We start from the raw sequence: 15,960 nt of genomic DNA, 5'->3' as shown, positions 1-15,960 counted from the left end.
CCGGGCCGGAACTCGCCGCGCACATGGCCCAGGGCTGGGCCGACACCGAAGCCCGGGACCTTGCGCCGACGGAGCAGGCGCCCTACTGCGCTCGGCGCCGGGCCGCACTGTCGGCGCGCTACCCGGGCGAGTTGCTGGTCGTCCCCGCCGGGAACCCGAAGGTGCGCTCCAACGACAGCGACTACTCCTTCCGTCCCACCTCGGAGTACGTCCACCTGACCGGTGACCGGTGCGAGGACGCAGCACTCGTACTGGAGCCTCGTGCCGGCGGCGGGCACCTGGCCGTCGCCTACCTCCGTCCCCGATCCGACCGGCGCAACGGAGAGTTCTGGCTCGACCTGCACGGCGAGTTGTGGGACGGTCGGCGCAACAGCCTGGCGGAGAACCGGCAACTGCTCGGCCTGGTCTGCCGGGACGTGCGCACTCTGCCCGCGTACCTGGAGGAGGCCGCGGGACGGGTCCGGGTGCTGCGCGGGCACGACGCCGGCGTCGAAGCGGCCCTGCACGGCCGGACGGACCCCGCGCGGGACGAGGAGCTGCGCGTCTTCCTCTCCGAACTGCGGCTGGTCAAGGACGAGTTCGAGATCGCCGAGCTGCGGCTCGCCTGCGCGGCCACCGCCCGCGGCTTCGAGGACGTGGTGCGCGCGACGGCCTCCGACGCGGCCACGGCGGAGCGGGTCATCGAGGGCACGTTCTTCATGCGAGCGCGGATCGAGGGGAACGACGTCGGCTACCGCTCCATCTGCGCCGCGGGCGACCACGCCACGACCTTGCACTGGGTGCGCAACACCGGCTGCGCCGAGCCCGGCGACCTGCTCCTGCTGGACGCGGGGGTGGAGACCAACCACTTCTACACCGCGGACGTCACCCGCACGCTACCGGTCAGCGGGCGCTTCACCGCGATCCAGCGCAAGGTCTACGACGCGGTGTTCGCCGCCCAGGAGGCCGGGATCGCGGCGGTCAGGCCCGGCGCGAAGTTCGCGGACTTCCACACGGCCGCGCAGCGCACGCTGGCGGAGCACCTGGTGGACTGGGGCCTGCTCGGCAACCGGTCGGTGGAGGAGGTCTTCACGCTCGGCCTGCACCGGCGCTGGACGCTGGCCGGCACCGGCCACATGCTCGGCCTGGACGTCCACGACTGCGCGCTGGCCCCCACCGACGCGTACGTGGACGGCACGCTGGAGCCCGGGATGGTGCTCACGGTGGAGCCCGGCCTGTACTTCCAGCCCGACGACCTGACGGTGCCCCAGGAGTACCGGGGGACAGGCGTGCGGATCGAGGACGACATCCTGGTCACCGCGGACGGCAACGAGAACATGTCGGCGGGTCTGCCGCGGTCCGCCGACGAGGTGGAGGCGTGGATGGCCGGCCTGCGCGGCTGACATGGGTGTGCGGCCGCCGTGGCGGCCGCACACCCGGCTTCCCGGACCGAGCGGGATTCAGCGTGCGTCGGTCACCCACGCTTCGACGTCGTCCGCCGCCCGCGGCAGCGCCGAGGACAGCCACTCGGCGCCGTCCGCGGTGATGAGGAAGTCGTCTTCGATGCGCATCCCGATGCCGCGCAGGTGTGCCGGGATCGTCAGGTCGTCGGGCTGGAAGTACAGGCCGGGCTCGACGGTGAGGACGTGGCCCGGCTCCAGGACGCCGTCCAGGTAGGCGTTGCGGCGGGCGTCGGCGCAGTCGTGGCAGTCCAGGCCGAGCATGTGCCCGGAGCCGCAGACGGTGTAGCGGCCGTAGAGGGAGGAGTCGTGCGGGCCGGCGCCGCCCGGGCGCAGGCCCCATGCGTCCAGGCCCTCGGTGATGACGCGCGCCGCGGCGTCGTGGAAGTCCCCGAACCGCGCGCCGGGCCGCAGCGCGGCGATGCCCGCGGACTGCGCCGCGTACACCAGGTCGTAGACCTGCCGCTGGGCGTCGGTGAAGCGCCCGCCGACCGGCAGGGTGCGGGTCACGTCGCCGGTGTAGCAGGTGTCGGCCTCCACGCCGGCGTCCAGCAGGAGCAGTTCGCCGTCGCGTACGGGACCGTCGTTGCGCATCCAGTGCAGGACGCACGCGTGCGCGCCGGCCGCCGCGATGGTCTCGAAGCCGAGGCCGTAACCCTCCAGCCGGGCCCGCCGGTTGAAGGTGCCCTCGATCCAACGCTCGCCGCGCGGCAGCCGCATGGCCGTGGGCAGTTCGCCCGCCACGTCCTGGAACGCGGCCACCGTGTGCCCCACGGCCGCGCGCATCTGCTCGACCTCCCACGCGTCCTTGACCAGCCGCGACTCCGACAGGTAGGCGAGGAGTTCGGCCTCGGCCTCGGCGGCCGGGGGTGCCGCCGCGTCGACCACCGGGTCCAGGCCGCGTACCACCCGGGTCGGCACGCGCGGGGTGAGGGCGCGTGCGAGGTCGTCGCGGGGGAGGGCCGTGAGGCCGAGGGCGTCGGAGGTCTCCGCCAGGGTGCGGCGCCGGCCGACCCAGAACTCGCCGTACCTGCGGTCGCGGTAGAACTCGGTGCCGTACGGCCCGCCGTCACGCGGCGAGCGCGGCCGGGTGAAGACGGTGGCCTCGTGACCCGTGCCCGTCGGTTCGAGGACGAGGACGCTGTCCGGGACGGCGGTGGCGCCCTGCTCGGCGGTCAGGTGGAGGAAGGCGGAGTGCGGCCGGAAGGTGTAGTCGAAGTCGTTGCTGCGGACCTTCAGGCCGCCGGCCGGGACCACGATCCGCTCGCCGGGGAACCGCGCGGACAGCCGCGCGCGACGGTCGGCCGCGTAGGCCGCGCCGGGCAGGACCGTCACCGCGGGCACCTCCTTCGCCCACCCTTGCGTGAAGCACTCCGCCAATGTCGGCGGTACCGCGCGGTCGTGGCTCGCGCCCTCGCGCGGCTGCATGTCGTCTCGCCCCACCATCTGCTCCGTCCGTCGGGAACCCCTCATGAGGGCGACGGTACCATTTCACATGGTATAGAAACAGAGGGATGTCACTCCGCCCGTGCTCCCGGCCGCGATGCCCCCGCCCGCCGGTACGCCGCGACGGCGACCACCAGGTCCTGCCACCCCATCCCGCAGGTCTTGACCACGGTCGGGCGGTCGCCGGGCGGAGCCGCTCGCGAGCGGACCAGGTCGGCCATCGTGACCAGCGCGTCCGGGTCGAGCGCGCCCTCCGCGACCGCCTGGATCACGTCGCCGGCCTCCCGCAGCGCGCTCGCCCGGCTGTCGACGACGACCGTGGCACGTGCCATGAGCGTGCCGTCGAGTTCGCGCACCGACGGCTCGTGGGAGCCGACGGCCAGCACGAGCGCCATGTCGCGGACGAGACGGCCGTCGAGGACCGGCGTGCGGGCGGAGGTCGCGGTGACGATGACATCCGCGGCGCGGAGGTGACCGGCCACGGCCGCGTCGTCCGCGGTCAGATGGCGGTCCGCCCAGGCCAAGGGCGTGCCGCCGCGCCGGGTGACCGCCGTGACGTCGGTGACCGGTGCGTGCGCCCGGATCGTCCGCACGTGCCACTCGGCCTGCGGCCCCGCGCCGAAGACCACGAGCCGCAGCCCGTCAGCGGCGCTCCCGGCGAGCTCGCGCAGCCGGTCGAGGCCGCCGGCGACCGAGACCGCCGGGGTGCGCAGCGTCGTCAGCGCGACGCCGTCGAGGATCGCGGCGGGCCGCAGGGTCCGGCTGTCGTGCAGCAGGTAGGTCGCGTTGATGCGGTCCAGGCCGAGGGCGGCGTTGCCCGGGGCGACGGTCGCGACCTTCACCCCGAACCAGCCGTCGGCCTCCGACGGCATGAACAGCCCTTGCCCGTGGGTCAGCGGCGCGATGGCCCGCGGGATGTCGCTCTCCGGGTCGAGGCCCGCGGCGAGCGCGTCGCGGATGGTCCGGACGGCGCCCACCGGGCCGAGCGCGAAGACCTGTTCGGCGTCGAGGAGTTCGGTCATCGCAGCACGAACCCGGGCAGCAGGGCGTCGCGGGGGTCCACGGTGAACCGGCACGTGCCGACCGCGTGCGCGGTGCCCGTCACCGCCGTGACGACCGCCGGGATTCCGTGGGCCGAGGTCTGCTCGGTGATCCGGGCGTGGAACACCGAGCCCACCACGGACTCGTGCCGCAACTCGTCGCCGGGGCGCAGCTGTCCGGTGCTCGCGAGCACCGCGACCCTCGCCGACGTGCCGGAACCGCACGGGGAACGGTCGACCTGGCCGTCCGCGAACACCGTGATGTTGCGCTGCCGTACCAGCCGGCTGCCGTCGGCGCGCTCCTCGGTGGGCCCGGTCTCCTCGGTGAGGATGGTCCCGTAGATCCCGGATCGCCGGGGATCGAGGGGGTGTTCGGCGGCGCCGGCGGCGTTCAGCGCGTCGCGGATCTCCCGTCCGACGGCGATGAGTTCGGTGACGTCCCGCGGCCGGACGCGCAGGCCGACGGACTCGGCCGGCAGCACGGCGTACATCGCGCCGCCGTCGGCGATGTCGACGGTGACCTTCCCGCGGGAGGTCGGCACCTCGACGCCGTGGGCGTGGACGTACGCGGGCACGTTGGTGAACGTGGCGTCCTGGACCTGGCCTTCGGCGGTCCGGACGCTCGCCGTGACGCGCCCGGAGGGGACGTCGATCACGACGTCGGTCGTGCCGTCGGCGGGTGCCGGGACCCGGCCGGAGGCGACCGCCCACGAGCCCAGCGCGATCGTGCCGTGCCCGCACGCGGTGGAGAACCCGTCGTTGTGCCAGAAGAGGACACCCAGGTGGGCGCCGTCGTCGTCGGGCGGAACGAGGAACCCGCCGTACATGTCGGCGTGGCCGCGGGGTTCGCGGCACAGCAGCGCCCGCAGCCACTGCGTCTCCTCGCTCGCCGTAGCGACGACCCGGCGCTCGGCGACGGTCAGCCCGTGGCCGGTCACCGCTTCCGGGCTGTCCTCGACGATCCGGAACGGTTCGCCGCCGGTGTGCCAGTCGATCGTCTCGATCGGCCGCGTCCTCGTCATCCGCCACTCACTCCTGTCAGGCATCGCCGACCTGTGCGCCCGGTGTCCCCGCGCGCCGGCCGGTGCGCGCGCCGGTGTTATGGGTCGGCCGGGGACAGTGCTGGGTCCGCGAGCATTGCCCATGGCTTCACCCCAGTGCAATGTTACATACCGCTGCCGGCCACATCGGACAGCGTTCCCTCAGTTCCCCCCACTGGAGATGCGATGCACTGTCGTTCACTACTGCCCAGAATCCTGGCCGCCGGTCTGGCGGCCGGAGGGCTCGTCACCGGCCTGATGACCACTCAGGCCGCAGCGGTGGCACCCGGCGCCGCCCGGGCCGCCGCGGCGTCATCCAGCACCACCAGCAGGCATGCACCCTCATCGGGCGTGTCGCCGACCGTCGCGGCCGTGCAGGCCGCCAGGCAGCACGGAAAAGCCACGCCGACCGGGCCCGAGACCGGTCGGTCCCAAGCCACCGTCACCCGCGCCAAGCCGGTGCCCGCGAAACTGCGCGGGGAGCCGGTTGCCCTGGGTTCGGCGAAACCGTCCAAGCCGCGCCTGTCAGGACACGCGGCACGCAACGCGGCCGGTGCCGCTCGGCCCGCCGCCGTCACGTCGTGCACCACGTCGGACTTCTCGGGCCGCTCCGGAAGCGACCTGGTGTCGTACATCAAGACGGTGGACTGGGTCGCCTGCATCAACCCGCTGTTCAGCCTGACCGGCTCCGACGCGAAGGCGGTCTTCAACCAGAACCAGATGCTCGCGGTGGCGAACGGCGTCGCCGACGCGGCCTCCTCCTACACCGGTGACGACTCCGGCGGCCTGTTCGAGCTGATGTACTTCATGCAAGCCGGCTACTACGTGCAGTACGGAGACCCCGCGGACGTCGGTACGTACGACTCCTCGCTGCGCAGCGCCATCGAGAGCGGGTTCAACGCCCTGTTCGCCAACTCCCACGCGAACGACGTCAGCGCGGGCAACGGCAGCGTGCTGGCGGAGGCGTTCGTCCTCACCGACAGCGCGCAGGCGCAGGCCGACTACCTGGACGTCTACGCCCGGTACCTGAGCGCCTACGACAGCAGCACCTGGGACGCCGTGCCGGAGATGGACCAGGCGCTGAACGCGATCTACACCCCGCTGTGGCGCGGCCCGTGGATCACGGACTTCGTCACCGCGATCACCGCGAACCCGGGCATCGCCGACACCCTCTCCACCTTCACCCTCGCCCACCGCGACCTGCTCGGCGGGGACAACGACGTCCTCGACTCGAACGCGGGCAACGACCTGGCCAACTTCCTCCAGATACCCGCCCTGCAGAGCAAGGTCCGCCCGCTCGTCAAGGGACTGCTGGACGGTTCCTCCATCACCGGGGCCACCGACAACCTGTGGGTGCACGTCGCCTACCAGGCCAACCTCGACGACGCGGGCCAGTGCTCCTACTACGGGGTCTGCGACCTGACGCAGCAGCTCACCGCGGCCGCGCTGCCGATCGACAACTCCTGCAGCAACTTCACCATCATGGCGCAGGCGCTCACGGCGACCGAGCAGTCCGACGTCTGCACGAGCCTGTCGAACGAGGTCGCCTTCTACCAGAACCAGGTCAAGACCACCACGCCGATCCCCGGTGAGTACTTCAACGTGAAGATGGTCATCTTCGGCAGCAGGGCCGACTACACCACCTACTCGTGGGCGATCTTCGGCAACGACACCGACAACGGCGGCGAGACGCTGACCGGCACGCCGACCGACCCGAACAACGTCGCCTACTCCATCCTCTACCAGGAGCCGACCGACAACGGCTTCACCGCCAACGCCTGGAACCTCAACCACGAGTTCGCGCACATCCAGCAGTCCATCTACGACATGAAGGGCGACTTCGGCACCCAGACCACCGTCCCCGACGTGTGGTGGATCGAGGGCCAGGCGGAGTACGTCTCCTACACCTACCGCAACCTCACCGACGACGGCGCGCTGACCGAGGCGGCCAAGCACACCTACAAGCTCAGCCAGCTCTTCCAGAACACCTACGCCATCGACGACGAGACCCGCACCTACCCCTGGGGCTACCTCGCGGTCCGGTACATGACCGAGAAGCACCCGGACCAGATCCAGGACATGCTGGCCAAGATGCGCACCGGCGACTACCAGGGCGCCTACGCCGTCTACAACACCATCGGCACCAGCTACGACGCCGACTTCGACGCCTGGCTCACCACCCTGGCCGGCGGCGGCAACAGCGGCGGCGGCACGGCCACGGCCTGCACCGACACCAACACCCAGGCGATGAACCAGAACTGCTACCGCTCCGACCAGTCCCGGGTGGCGGGTGACACCGACTACTTCTGGATCTACCTGCCGGCCGGCACCACCACCTTGAAGGTCACCACCAGCGGCGGCACCGGCAACGCCGACCTCTACTACGACCCGGCGAACTGGGCCGGCCCGTCCACCTTCACCGAGAAGTCCACCAACCCCGACAACACCGAGAGCATCACCGTCACCAACACCGACGCGGGCTACCGGTACCTCAGCCTCTACGCGGTGACCGACTTCAGCGGAGTCACCGTCACCACCTCCTACTGACGTCTCCCGCACTGACGGTCCCTGGCTGAGCCGCGGCCGCGGTCGACTCAGGTCGGCCGTGGCCGCGGCGCACGCCGCCCCGCGCGGGCACATCGCGCGGCGTGCCCCCCCATCCCCCCAAGGAGACACACCTATGCGATCACGCAGTTCAGGTGACCCGCGCCGGCCACGCAGGCCCCGCACTCTCCACGCCCTGCTCGCCTTCGCCCTCGCAGCCTCCGGTCTCGGCCTCGCGGCCGTGGCCGGGCCGGGCGCGACCCCGGCCGCGGCTCTCGACAACGGCCAGGCCCTGACCCCGCCGATGGGCTGGAACTCCTGGAACATCCTCGGCACCCAGGTCGACGAGCAGGAGATCGTCCAGACCATCGACTTCATGTCCTCGTCCGGCCTGACGGCAGCCGGGTACGACACCGTCACGATCGACGACGGCTGGTCGCTCGGCCACCGCAGCGCCCAGAGCACCGACCTGGTCAAGAACTCCTACGGCGCGATGCAGTTGTACGACACCGCCGGCAATCCGGTCAGCGGCACCGACGGCACCGGCCTCGACCCCACGTCCGGGCACCTGGTCCCCGATCCCACCCGGTTCCCGGACCGGACCGTGAACGGGCAGACCGTCAACGGCATCGCCTACCTCGCCTCGTACGCGCACAGCAAGAACATGAAGCTGGGCCTGTACGGCACCGACACGTACACCACCTGCCAGGGCCACCCCGGGAGCCTCGGCCACGAGACGACCGACGCCGACGACTTCGTGTCGTGGGGCGTGGACTTCGTCAAGTACGACGACTGCCCGTACGGCCCGCCGATCTCCGGACCCGACGGGTACGACTACGGTACGCAGGGCGAGGGCAAGGAGCTCACCCGGTCGATGTACGCCCGGGTGCAGACCTTCCAGAAGGCGCTCGACGCCGCGTCGTCCGCGCAGGGCCGCCCCCGGGTGACGCTGAGCGTGTCCGCCCAGCCGGTGCACACCGGCGTCCCGTACCTGGAGGACCCGAACGACCCGGCGAGGACCGACCCGGTGATCGTCGCGGCGGGCACCCCGGAGCACGACGCGCCGGGCTACGCCCCGACCGGCGTGTGGTGCGGCCGGGTCGCGAACCTGTGCCGGATCGGAGGCGACCGCGACAGCGAGCTGGACGGCGTGCTCTACAACGGCCAGTTGCAGACCGCCCTGCGGTACGGGCCGAACGCGGCGCCCGGCGGCTGGAACGACATGGACATGATGTTCGCCGGGTGGATCGACCCGTACGGGATCTACGGCGTGAACGACTCGTGCCCGTGCCACAAGCCGTTCACCGACACCGAGTCGCGGACCGAGATGTCCGTCCTGTCGATGACGGCCGCCCCGCTGATCTCCGGCGCGGACTTCCGCAGCACGGCCGACTCGCAGGTCAGCCGTGACGGATACACCTGGACCACGGGTGTCAGCTCCGCAAGTCTGGACATCTACGAGAACGCGGACGTCGTCGCCCTCGACCAGGACCCGCTCGGCAAGGCCGCCACCCTGGTCGGACCGCCGCCCTCGTCCAGCACCGCGCCGGTGGTGCTGAAGCGGCAACTGGCCGACGGTGACACCGCGGTGCTGCTGCTCAACCAGGACCCGGACGACATCGCGACCGTCTCCACCAGCCTGGCGGATCTGGGTCTGACCGGATCGGACTACTCCGCCAAGGAGTTGTGGACCGGCGCGACCCAGGACGTCACCGGCCCCCTCAGCGCCTCGGTGCCCGCGCACGGCGTCGCGCTCTACCGCCTCACGCCGCAGGCCGCGGCCGGCTCGCGGTGACCCTCGCCGGTTGGCGGGGACTCAACCGGGCGCAGCCCACCTTGTTGACCTGAACGACCTGAATGAACGTTCAAAGCAGAGAACCTCCAGGAGCAATCGTGCCTGATCGAGACGACAGGTGAGAAGTTTGAACGATCAAATCCCCTCTCCTGTCACCAGGAGCCCGGCCGGCGCCGACGGCCTTGCCGGCCAGGAGGCGGCCTACCTCCGGGAGTTCAGGGAGCCGATCGGCTATCTGGACTTCGCACGGTTCGGGCCCGTCTCGGCAGGCGTGGCGGCGACCGTCGAGCGCGCCGCGCGGGCGATCCACACCGAGGGGCTGCCCGCCCTGCGGGCACTGGACGCCGAGGCGGACGCCGCCCGGCGCGCCGCGGCGCGGCTGCTGCACGCGGCGGAGCACGAGGTGGCGTTCGTCGGTTCCACCTCGCACGGGCTGTTCGCCGCCGCGTACGCGCTGCGCGGCCCAGGCGAGGTGCTCGTGTGTCGCCGGGACTTCCCCGCGGCGCTGTACCCGTGGCTGCGGGCCGCCCCACGCGGCGGGCTCGCGGTGCGCCGGCTCGACGGTCCGCCGACCGCGCACGCGGTACGGGCCCGGCTGCATCCCGGCGTGCGGGCGGTGTGCGTGAGCGCGGTGGACTCGGTCACCGGCTTCCGGGCGCCGCTCGGCGCCATCAAGGAGGTGATCGGCCCGCACCGGGTGCTCGTGGTGGACGCGGTCCAGGCCGTCGGCGCGGTGCCGATCGAGGCCGAGGCGGCCGACATACTGGCCGGCGGCGGGCAGAAGTGGCTGCGCGCCGGCTGGGGCGCGGCGCTGCTGCTGGTAAGGGACCGGGTCGCGGGGATGCTGGAGCCCGGACTCGGTGGCTGGTCGGGGGTGCGGGACCCGCTGGAAGGCTTCGACCATCCCAAGCCGCCGCTGGCGGGCGCCGCCGCCCACACGTTCACCAATCCCGACGGCCCGGCCGTCGCCGCGCTGGGCACGGGGATCTCGCTGGCGCTGCGCTTCGGCGTCCAGCGGATCTTCGAACGGGCCACGACGGCACTGGAGTTGCTGCTCGACACCGCCCGGTCGCAGGGCTGCGCCTGCGACCGCGGCGGCCCGCGGCCCGAACTACGCAGCGCCATCGCGCGGTTCCGGATGCCCGGTGACCCCGGGGCTCTGCACGGCCGCCTGCTGGACGCCGGGCTCACCACGACCCTGCGGGGCGGCTGGGTCCGGCTGTCACCGCACGCCAGCACCGGCGTTGAGGCCGCACACCTGCTGGCCTCCGTGCTGCGGGACGTACGGCGGGCCCCCGCCTGACCGTCCGCACCCCGCGGCCGCCCGGCCGCCCGGCCGGGGACGAAGGCGGCCCGGTACGACAGCCGCTCCCGGTCGGCCCGAAGTTCCGCGCCCGCGCCGGACCGACGCCGCCCCCGAGCCCGGCTCCGTACCTCCGGGCCCAGGCCCGGCCGCCCACCGCGCCCGCGCGCCACACGCGGCAGCGCTCTCCTCGCTCGACTCCCGCTGCTTTCCCCGCCCATGGACATCGTCCGGCCGGCGCTGCCCCTGCCGGACCTCCTCAGCACCGTCACCCACCCTCATCGCCAGGAGGCGTACTCGTGTCCGAATCCTCTCCCCTGTCAGGCGGGCCGGCCCGCCCAGCGCTCCGCCACCCGTCCCGCCGGGCTCTGCTGCGCGGGTCCTCCGGAGCCGCCCTCGCCCTGGCCGCGGGCGCCGCACTGTCCGCCTGCGGCAGTTCGAGCGGCGGCGGGCAGGGCGGCGACGCGGCTACCGGCAAGGTCACCGTGTGGTCCTGGACCACGGCGGCCACCGCGCTCAGAAGCGTGGTCCCGGCCTTCGAGAAGGCCCATCCCGACATCACCGTCGACGTGGTGGACGTCGGCAACCCGGCGATATGGGACAAGATCACCGTCGGGCTGGCGTCCGGCGGGCAGGGGCTCGCCGACGTGCTGCACATCGGGTGCGACTACCTGCCCGGCTACCTGGAGAAGTTCCCCGGCGGGCTGGCGGACCTGTCCGCGCTCGGCGCCGACCGGTACAAGGGGGCCTTCGCGAGCGGGCTGTGGCCGGTCGTGAGCGGCAAGAACGGGCACGTGTACGCCATGCCGTGGGAGGTCAACCCGCTCGGCTTCTACTACCGCAAGGACCTCTTCGACCGGGCCGGCATCGACCCGACCGCGTACCGCACCTGGGACGACGTGATCGCCTCCGCGGGACGGTTCCGGCACGCCAACCCCGGCTGCTACCTGATCGGCATCGACAAGTCGGCCACCACGGCCCCCGACTGCGACTTCCTGCAGTCGCTGATGCAACTCCAGGGTGCCTTCTACTTCGACCTCCAGGGCCGGGTCACACTCGGCTCGCCGCAGGCCGTCAAGGCCCTCACCGTGATCAAGGAACTCAACGACGCCGGACTGGTCGGCGATGCCTCGGGGGACCACGGCTGGTCCAATCTCGTCAAGGCCGACAAGGTCGCCGTGTCGCCGCTGCCCGCCTGGGCGGCGCACTACCTGGAGACGGAGTTCCCGAAGCAGAAGGGGCAGTGGCGGCTGACCCGGCCGCCGGCGGTCACGCCGGGAGGCAAGCGGGCCGCCATCGTCAACTCCACGCACCTGGCGGTCGCCGCGTCCAGCAAGCGGCGCCGGGCGGCGTTCGCGTTCGTCGAGTTCGCCCTCACCCGGCCGGACTCCATGAACAGGATGTTCCGCGCCGGCGGCGTCTTCCCGGCGCTCACCGCCGCGTACTCCGACCCGATGTACGCCCAGCCGGACCCGTACTACGGCGGCCAGCCGGTACTCCGGACCTTCACCGGGCTGCTCGGCGAGGGCGCCGACGCCACCAACTACTCCGGCGACTACGCGCGGGCGCTCAAGCTCGCCAGTGACGCGCAGGTCAAGATGTTCCTGAAGGGCGGCGACCCGGCGACCGTGCTGCACAGCGCCGCACAGCAGTTGGCCCAGCAGAGCGGGCGGCGGATCGCATGACGTTCACCGCCGCGCGCGGCGCGTCGGCCGTACCGCGCCGCCCAAGGCCGGGGACGGCCCGCCGCCACGCCCTCCCCTACCTGCTGCTCGCCCCCGCGCTGATCACCTTCGCGGTCTTCAAGGCGTATCCGATCCTCGACTCGCTGCGGATCTCCTTCACCACCGGCACGGGGTCGGCCTCGCACGACGCCGGCTGGGCCAACTACCGCCGGATGCTGCACGATCCGCTGTTCTGGACGGCCCTGCGGAACACCGGGGAGATCCTCGCCGTCCAGGTGCCGCTGATGCTCGGGCTCGCGCTGCTCCTCGCACTCGGCATCAACTCCGCGCTGGTCAGGATGCGTGCCGTGTGGCGGCTGGGCGTCTTCATGCCGGCGGTGACCGGGCTGGTCGCGACCGGTGTGATGTTCTCGTTCCTGCTCAACACCGACCAGGGCGCGCTGAACTGGGTGCTGCACTCGATCGGCCTGCCCAAGGTCGACTGGCTGGGGCAGCCGTTCTGGGCGAGGATCGCGGTGGTCCTCGTGTTGACCTGGCACTACACCGGTTACAACGCCGTCATCTACCTGGCCGGGTTGCAGGGCATCCCGCGCGACCTGCACGAGGCCGCGATGGTCGACGGCGCGGGCCCGCTTCGCCGCTTCTGGTCGGTCACGCTTCCCTCGCTGCGGCCGATCCTGCTCTTCACCGTCGTCCTGTCCACCATCGGCACGCTTCAACTGTTCGACGAGCCCTACGTGTTGACACAGGGGGGCCCGGACAACGCGACCCTCACGGTGTCGATGTACCTGTACCAGAACGCCTTTCACTACTTCGACTTCGGCTACGCCTCCGCCATCGCCTACGGGCTCACCGTGCTCGTGGTGCTGCTGGGTGCGGTGCAGATGCGGCTGATGGGAGAGCGGGAATGACCATCGTGAACCACGCCGACGGGGCCCACCGTCAAGGCAGCGACCAGAGTGCCGGTCCCCGGAAGCCGGGCTCCTCGGAGGGTCCCGTCCGGAAGGCCCGCCGGGGCGGGTGGACCCTCACCCTGGTACTGGCCGCCGTGACCGGTCTGTCCGTCGGCCCCTTCTACTGGCTGCTGGTGACCTCCACGCAGGCGGACAGCGACATCTACGCGTGGCCGCCGAAGCTGCTGCCCGCGGGGCACCTGATCCAGAACCTGCGGGACCTCCAGGAGAAGATCGGCCTGCTCAGGGTGCTCGGCAACTCCCTGCTGCTGGCCGGCCTGCAGACCGTGGGCGCCCTGGTGATCGCGCTGCTCGCGGGCTACGCGTTCGCCAAGTTCCGCTTCCGCGGCCGCAGTCTGCTCTTCGCGCTGCTGCTGTCCACGCTCGTCGTGCCGGACCAGGTCACCTTGGTGCCGCTGTTCCAGATGATGATGAGGTTCCACCTCATCGACAGCTACGCGTCGATCGTGCTGCCCGGCCTGTGCGTGCCGTTCGCGATCTTCCTGATGCGGCAGGCACTCAGCTCGCTGCCCGACGAACTCCTCGACGCGGCACGGGTGGACGGCGCGGGCGAGCTGCGTGTGCTGGTCAGCGTGGTGATACCGGTGATGCGTCCGGTGCTGGCGGCCCTGAGCGTCTTCCTCTTCCTGGGCTCGTGGAACCAGTTCGTCTGGCCGCTGATCACCCTGCGCGACCCGCAGCACTACACCCTGCCGGTGGCGCTGGCCACGCTGCACGGAGTGGAGAGCAACACCGACTACGGCGCGATCGTCGCCGGCACCGCGCTGTCCACCGTGCCGATGATGATCCTCTTCCTCGTGCTGCAACGGCAGTTCATCGCCGGCCTGCTGGCCGGAGCCACCAAGGGCTGAACCCCCGCCCCACCCCGACCTCCGGCGAACCGGCGCGACTCACGAAAGGCAGTGCACGTTCCATGACCGAAGCACGGACCGAAGTACAGGAAGTCTGGGAGCCCTACGCCCGTTCGGGCCCGGCACGCCCCCGGCTGGAGGCGATGCCCGCGAGCGGCGTCGACCTGCTCGTCGCCGGCAACGCCGGCGTCAGCGAACTGTCCGAAGGAGTCACGGAGGTGACGGTCGTTCCGGAGGGCTCCGAGGTGGGGCCGGTGCGCCTGGAGTGGCGGCTGCCCTGCGTGGACGCCACCGCCTTCTGGACCCCGTACGGCAACGGCGCGGGCGGCTGGCTGCCCGCCTCGTGGTCGGCGCCGCAGCGCATCGACCTGTCCCGTGGCGCCCCGATCGCCGCTCTGGTGGGCACCGGCGACACCGGACTGTGCTGCTTCGCGGCCGACCGCACCGACGTGGAAGCCGGCGGCGGCGTCGTGGAGGAGACCGGGGAGTTCCGGTTCTGGCTGCGCGCGGACGGACCGCTGACGGTTCGCATCGACACCTCGCGCCGCCACTTCGGTACCTGCCTGCGGGAGTTGACCTGCTGGTGGGAGGAGTTGCTGCCCGACGAGGTGATCGTGCCCGACGCGGCCCGGCGCCCGGCCTACTCCACCTGGTACTCGATGCACCAGGAACTCTCCCCGCAGCGCCTGGAGGAGCAGGCGGCGCTCGCCGGGCCGCTCGGCATGGAGGTCCTGATCGTCGACGACGGGTGGATGACCGCCGACCGCACCCGCGGCTACGGCCACTGCGGGGCCTGGGACCCGGTGTCGCTGCCCGACACCGCCGCGCACGTCGAGGCCGTGCACCGGCTCGGCCTGGCGTACATGCTCTGGTACGCGTTGCCGTTCGTCGGCCGCCAGAGCCCGGTCTGGGACCGGTTCCAGCCGTACGTCCTGGACCGCCTGGACCACCTCGACGCGATCGTGGTCGATCCACGCTACCCCGACGTGCGGGCCTACCTGACCGGCCGCGTCGCGTGTGCTGTCGAGGAGTGGGGAATGGACGGCCTCAAGCTCGACTTCGTCGACCGGTTCCACGTTCCCGACGCACCCGCCCCCGGTCCGCAGGCGGACTGCGCGACGGTCGACGAGGGGGTGAGCGCGCTGCTCGCCGAGATCCGCCGTCGGATCACGGCCGCCACGCCAGGGGCGATGATCGAGACCCGCCAGCCGTACGTCTCGCCTGGTCTGTGGCCGTACACCACGATGATCCGCGCGGTGGACTGCCCTCTCAGCCCCGGCGAGAACCGGCAGCACACCATCGACACCCGGCTGGTGTCAGGACCGCTCGCGGTGCACTCCGACATGCTGATGTGGCACCCCGCCGAGCCGCCCGAGCAGGTCGCCTGCCACCTGATCAACGTGCTCTTCGCCGTCCCGCAGATCTCCGTCGACCTGCGGACGCTCACCGAGGGGCAGCGCGACGCGCTCGCCTTCTGGCTGCGGGTCATGCGGGAGCACCACGAGGTGCTGCAGCTCGGCACCCTGCGGCCGGCCCGGCCCGACCTCGGCTACCCGCTCGTCCGGGCGGACCTGGGCACAGTCGCGGCGGTGGCCCGGTACGCGGCGCTGCCGGTCGCGGTCGACGGGGACTGGCGCAGGCTGCTGATCGCCAACGCCGACGCTGATCCCGTCGTCGTCCTCACCGCAGGCACCGGCACGGGGGCCGCACGCGTGGCCGACGCCTCGGGACGTACCGTGTGGCAGGGCGCGATCGCACTGTCCGGGGAGTGCGGGGAGAGCATCAAGGTCAGCGTTCCGCGCGGCGGTCTTCTGACACTCGACCGCTGAGCCGAACCCGCGTG

At 71.9% G+C, this 15,960-nt stretch carries 11 protein-coding genes; 8 read left to right on the top strand and 3 right to left on the bottom strand.

The features are described 5' to 3' along the window. Positions 1 to 23: 23 nt before the first annotated feature. On the top strand, positions 24 to 1,382 hold the full coding sequence (locus OG370_RS02770) for an aminopeptidase P family protein (protein ID WP_443060839.1): 1,359 nt from the start codon (positions 24 to 26) through the stop codon (positions 1,380 to 1,382). A 57-nt stretch (positions 1,383 to 1,439) separates the two neighbouring features. Here the strand turns inward: OG370_RS02770 and OG370_RS02765 are convergent, their stop codons facing one another. The 3 genes from OG370_RS02765 to OG370_RS02755 all read right to left on the bottom strand — a co-directional run bounded on the left by OG370_RS02765 (position 1,440) and on the right by OG370_RS02755 (position 4,947). After that, the gene (locus OG370_RS02765) at positions 1,440 to 2,885 is read right to left on the bottom strand and encodes an aminopeptidase P family protein (RefSeq protein WP_443060838.1); all 1,446 of its coding nucleotides are present in this window, start codon (positions 2,883 to 2,885) and stop codon (positions 1,440 to 1,442) included. A 71-nt stretch (positions 2,886 to 2,956) separates the two neighbouring features. Then, complete coding sequence (locus OG370_RS02760; RefSeq protein WP_328460178.1) at positions 2,957 to 3,907, bottom strand: ornithine cyclodeaminase family protein; 951 nt, start codon at positions 3,905 to 3,907, stop codon at positions 2,957 to 2,959. Beyond that, on the bottom strand, positions 3,904 to 4,947 hold the full coding sequence (locus tag OG370_RS02755; protein ID WP_328460176.1) for a proline racemase family protein: 1,044 nt from the start codon (positions 4,945 to 4,947) through the stop codon (positions 3,904 to 3,906). Before OG370_RS02755 ends, OG370_RS02760 begins: the two co-directional genes overlap by 4 nt. Before the next feature lie 204 nt (positions 4,948 to 5,151). On the opposite strand from OG370_RS02755, the gene OG370_RS02750 reads away from it, so the two are divergent. The 7 genes from OG370_RS02750 to OG370_RS02720 all read left to right on the top strand — a co-directional run bounded on the left by OG370_RS02750 (position 5,152) and on the right by OG370_RS02720 (position 15,946). Then, a complete protein-coding gene (locus OG370_RS02750) occupies positions 5,152 to 7,512 on the top strand; it encodes a M9 family metallopeptidase (RefSeq protein ID WP_328460174.1) in 2,361 nt (786 codons plus the stop codon). Between the two features lie 133 nt (positions 7,513 to 7,645). Then, the gene (locus tag OG370_RS02745) at positions 7,646 to 9,304 is read left to right on the top strand and encodes a glycoside hydrolase family 27 protein (RefSeq protein ID WP_328460172.1); all 1,659 of its coding nucleotides are present in this window, start codon (positions 7,646 to 7,648) and stop codon (positions 9,302 to 9,304) included. Between the two features lie 127 nt (positions 9,305 to 9,431). Then, entirely contained in the window at positions 9,432 to 10,607 is a 1,176-nt protein-coding gene (locus tag OG370_RS02740; protein WP_328460170.1) for an aminotransferase class V-fold PLP-dependent enzyme, read from the top strand. 299 nt (positions 10,608 to 10,906) lie between these two features. After that, positions 10,907 to 12,292 carry an ABC transporter substrate-binding protein gene (locus tag OG370_RS02735; RefSeq protein ID WP_328460168.1) on the top strand — a complete coding sequence of 462 codons (1,386 nt, stop codon included), beginning with the start codon at positions 10,907 to 10,909 and terminating at the stop codon, positions 12,290 to 12,292. Beyond that, positions 12,289 to 13,203, top strand: a complete 915-nt coding sequence (locus OG370_RS02730) for a carbohydrate ABC transporter permease (protein WP_328460166.1) — start codon at positions 12,289 to 12,291, stop codon at positions 13,201 to 13,203. Before OG370_RS02735 ends, OG370_RS02730 begins: the two co-directional genes overlap by 4 nt. Continuing rightward, complete coding sequence (locus OG370_RS02725; protein ID WP_328460164.1) at positions 13,200 to 14,117, top strand: carbohydrate ABC transporter permease; 918 nt, start codon at positions 13,200 to 13,202, stop codon at positions 14,115 to 14,117. Before OG370_RS02730 ends, OG370_RS02725 begins: the two co-directional genes overlap by 4 nt. Before the next feature lie 62 nt (positions 14,118 to 14,179). Beyond that, positions 14,180 to 15,946 carry a glycoside hydrolase family 36 protein gene (locus OG370_RS02720; RefSeq protein WP_328460162.1) on the top strand — a complete coding sequence of 589 codons (1,767 nt, stop codon included), beginning with the start codon at positions 14,180 to 14,182 and terminating at the stop codon, positions 15,944 to 15,946. The last annotated feature ends 14 nt before the right edge of the window (positions 15,947 to 15,960 follow it).

Origin of the sequence: Streptomyces sp. NBC_00448 (assembly GCF_036014115.1) — a bacterium.
Taxonomy (GTDB): Bacteria; Actinomycetota; Actinomycetes; order Streptomycetales; family Streptomycetaceae; genus Actinacidiphila.
The sequence above is the reverse complement of the archived record's forward strand: the minus strand, read 5'-3'. Positions and strand labels throughout refer to the sequence as shown.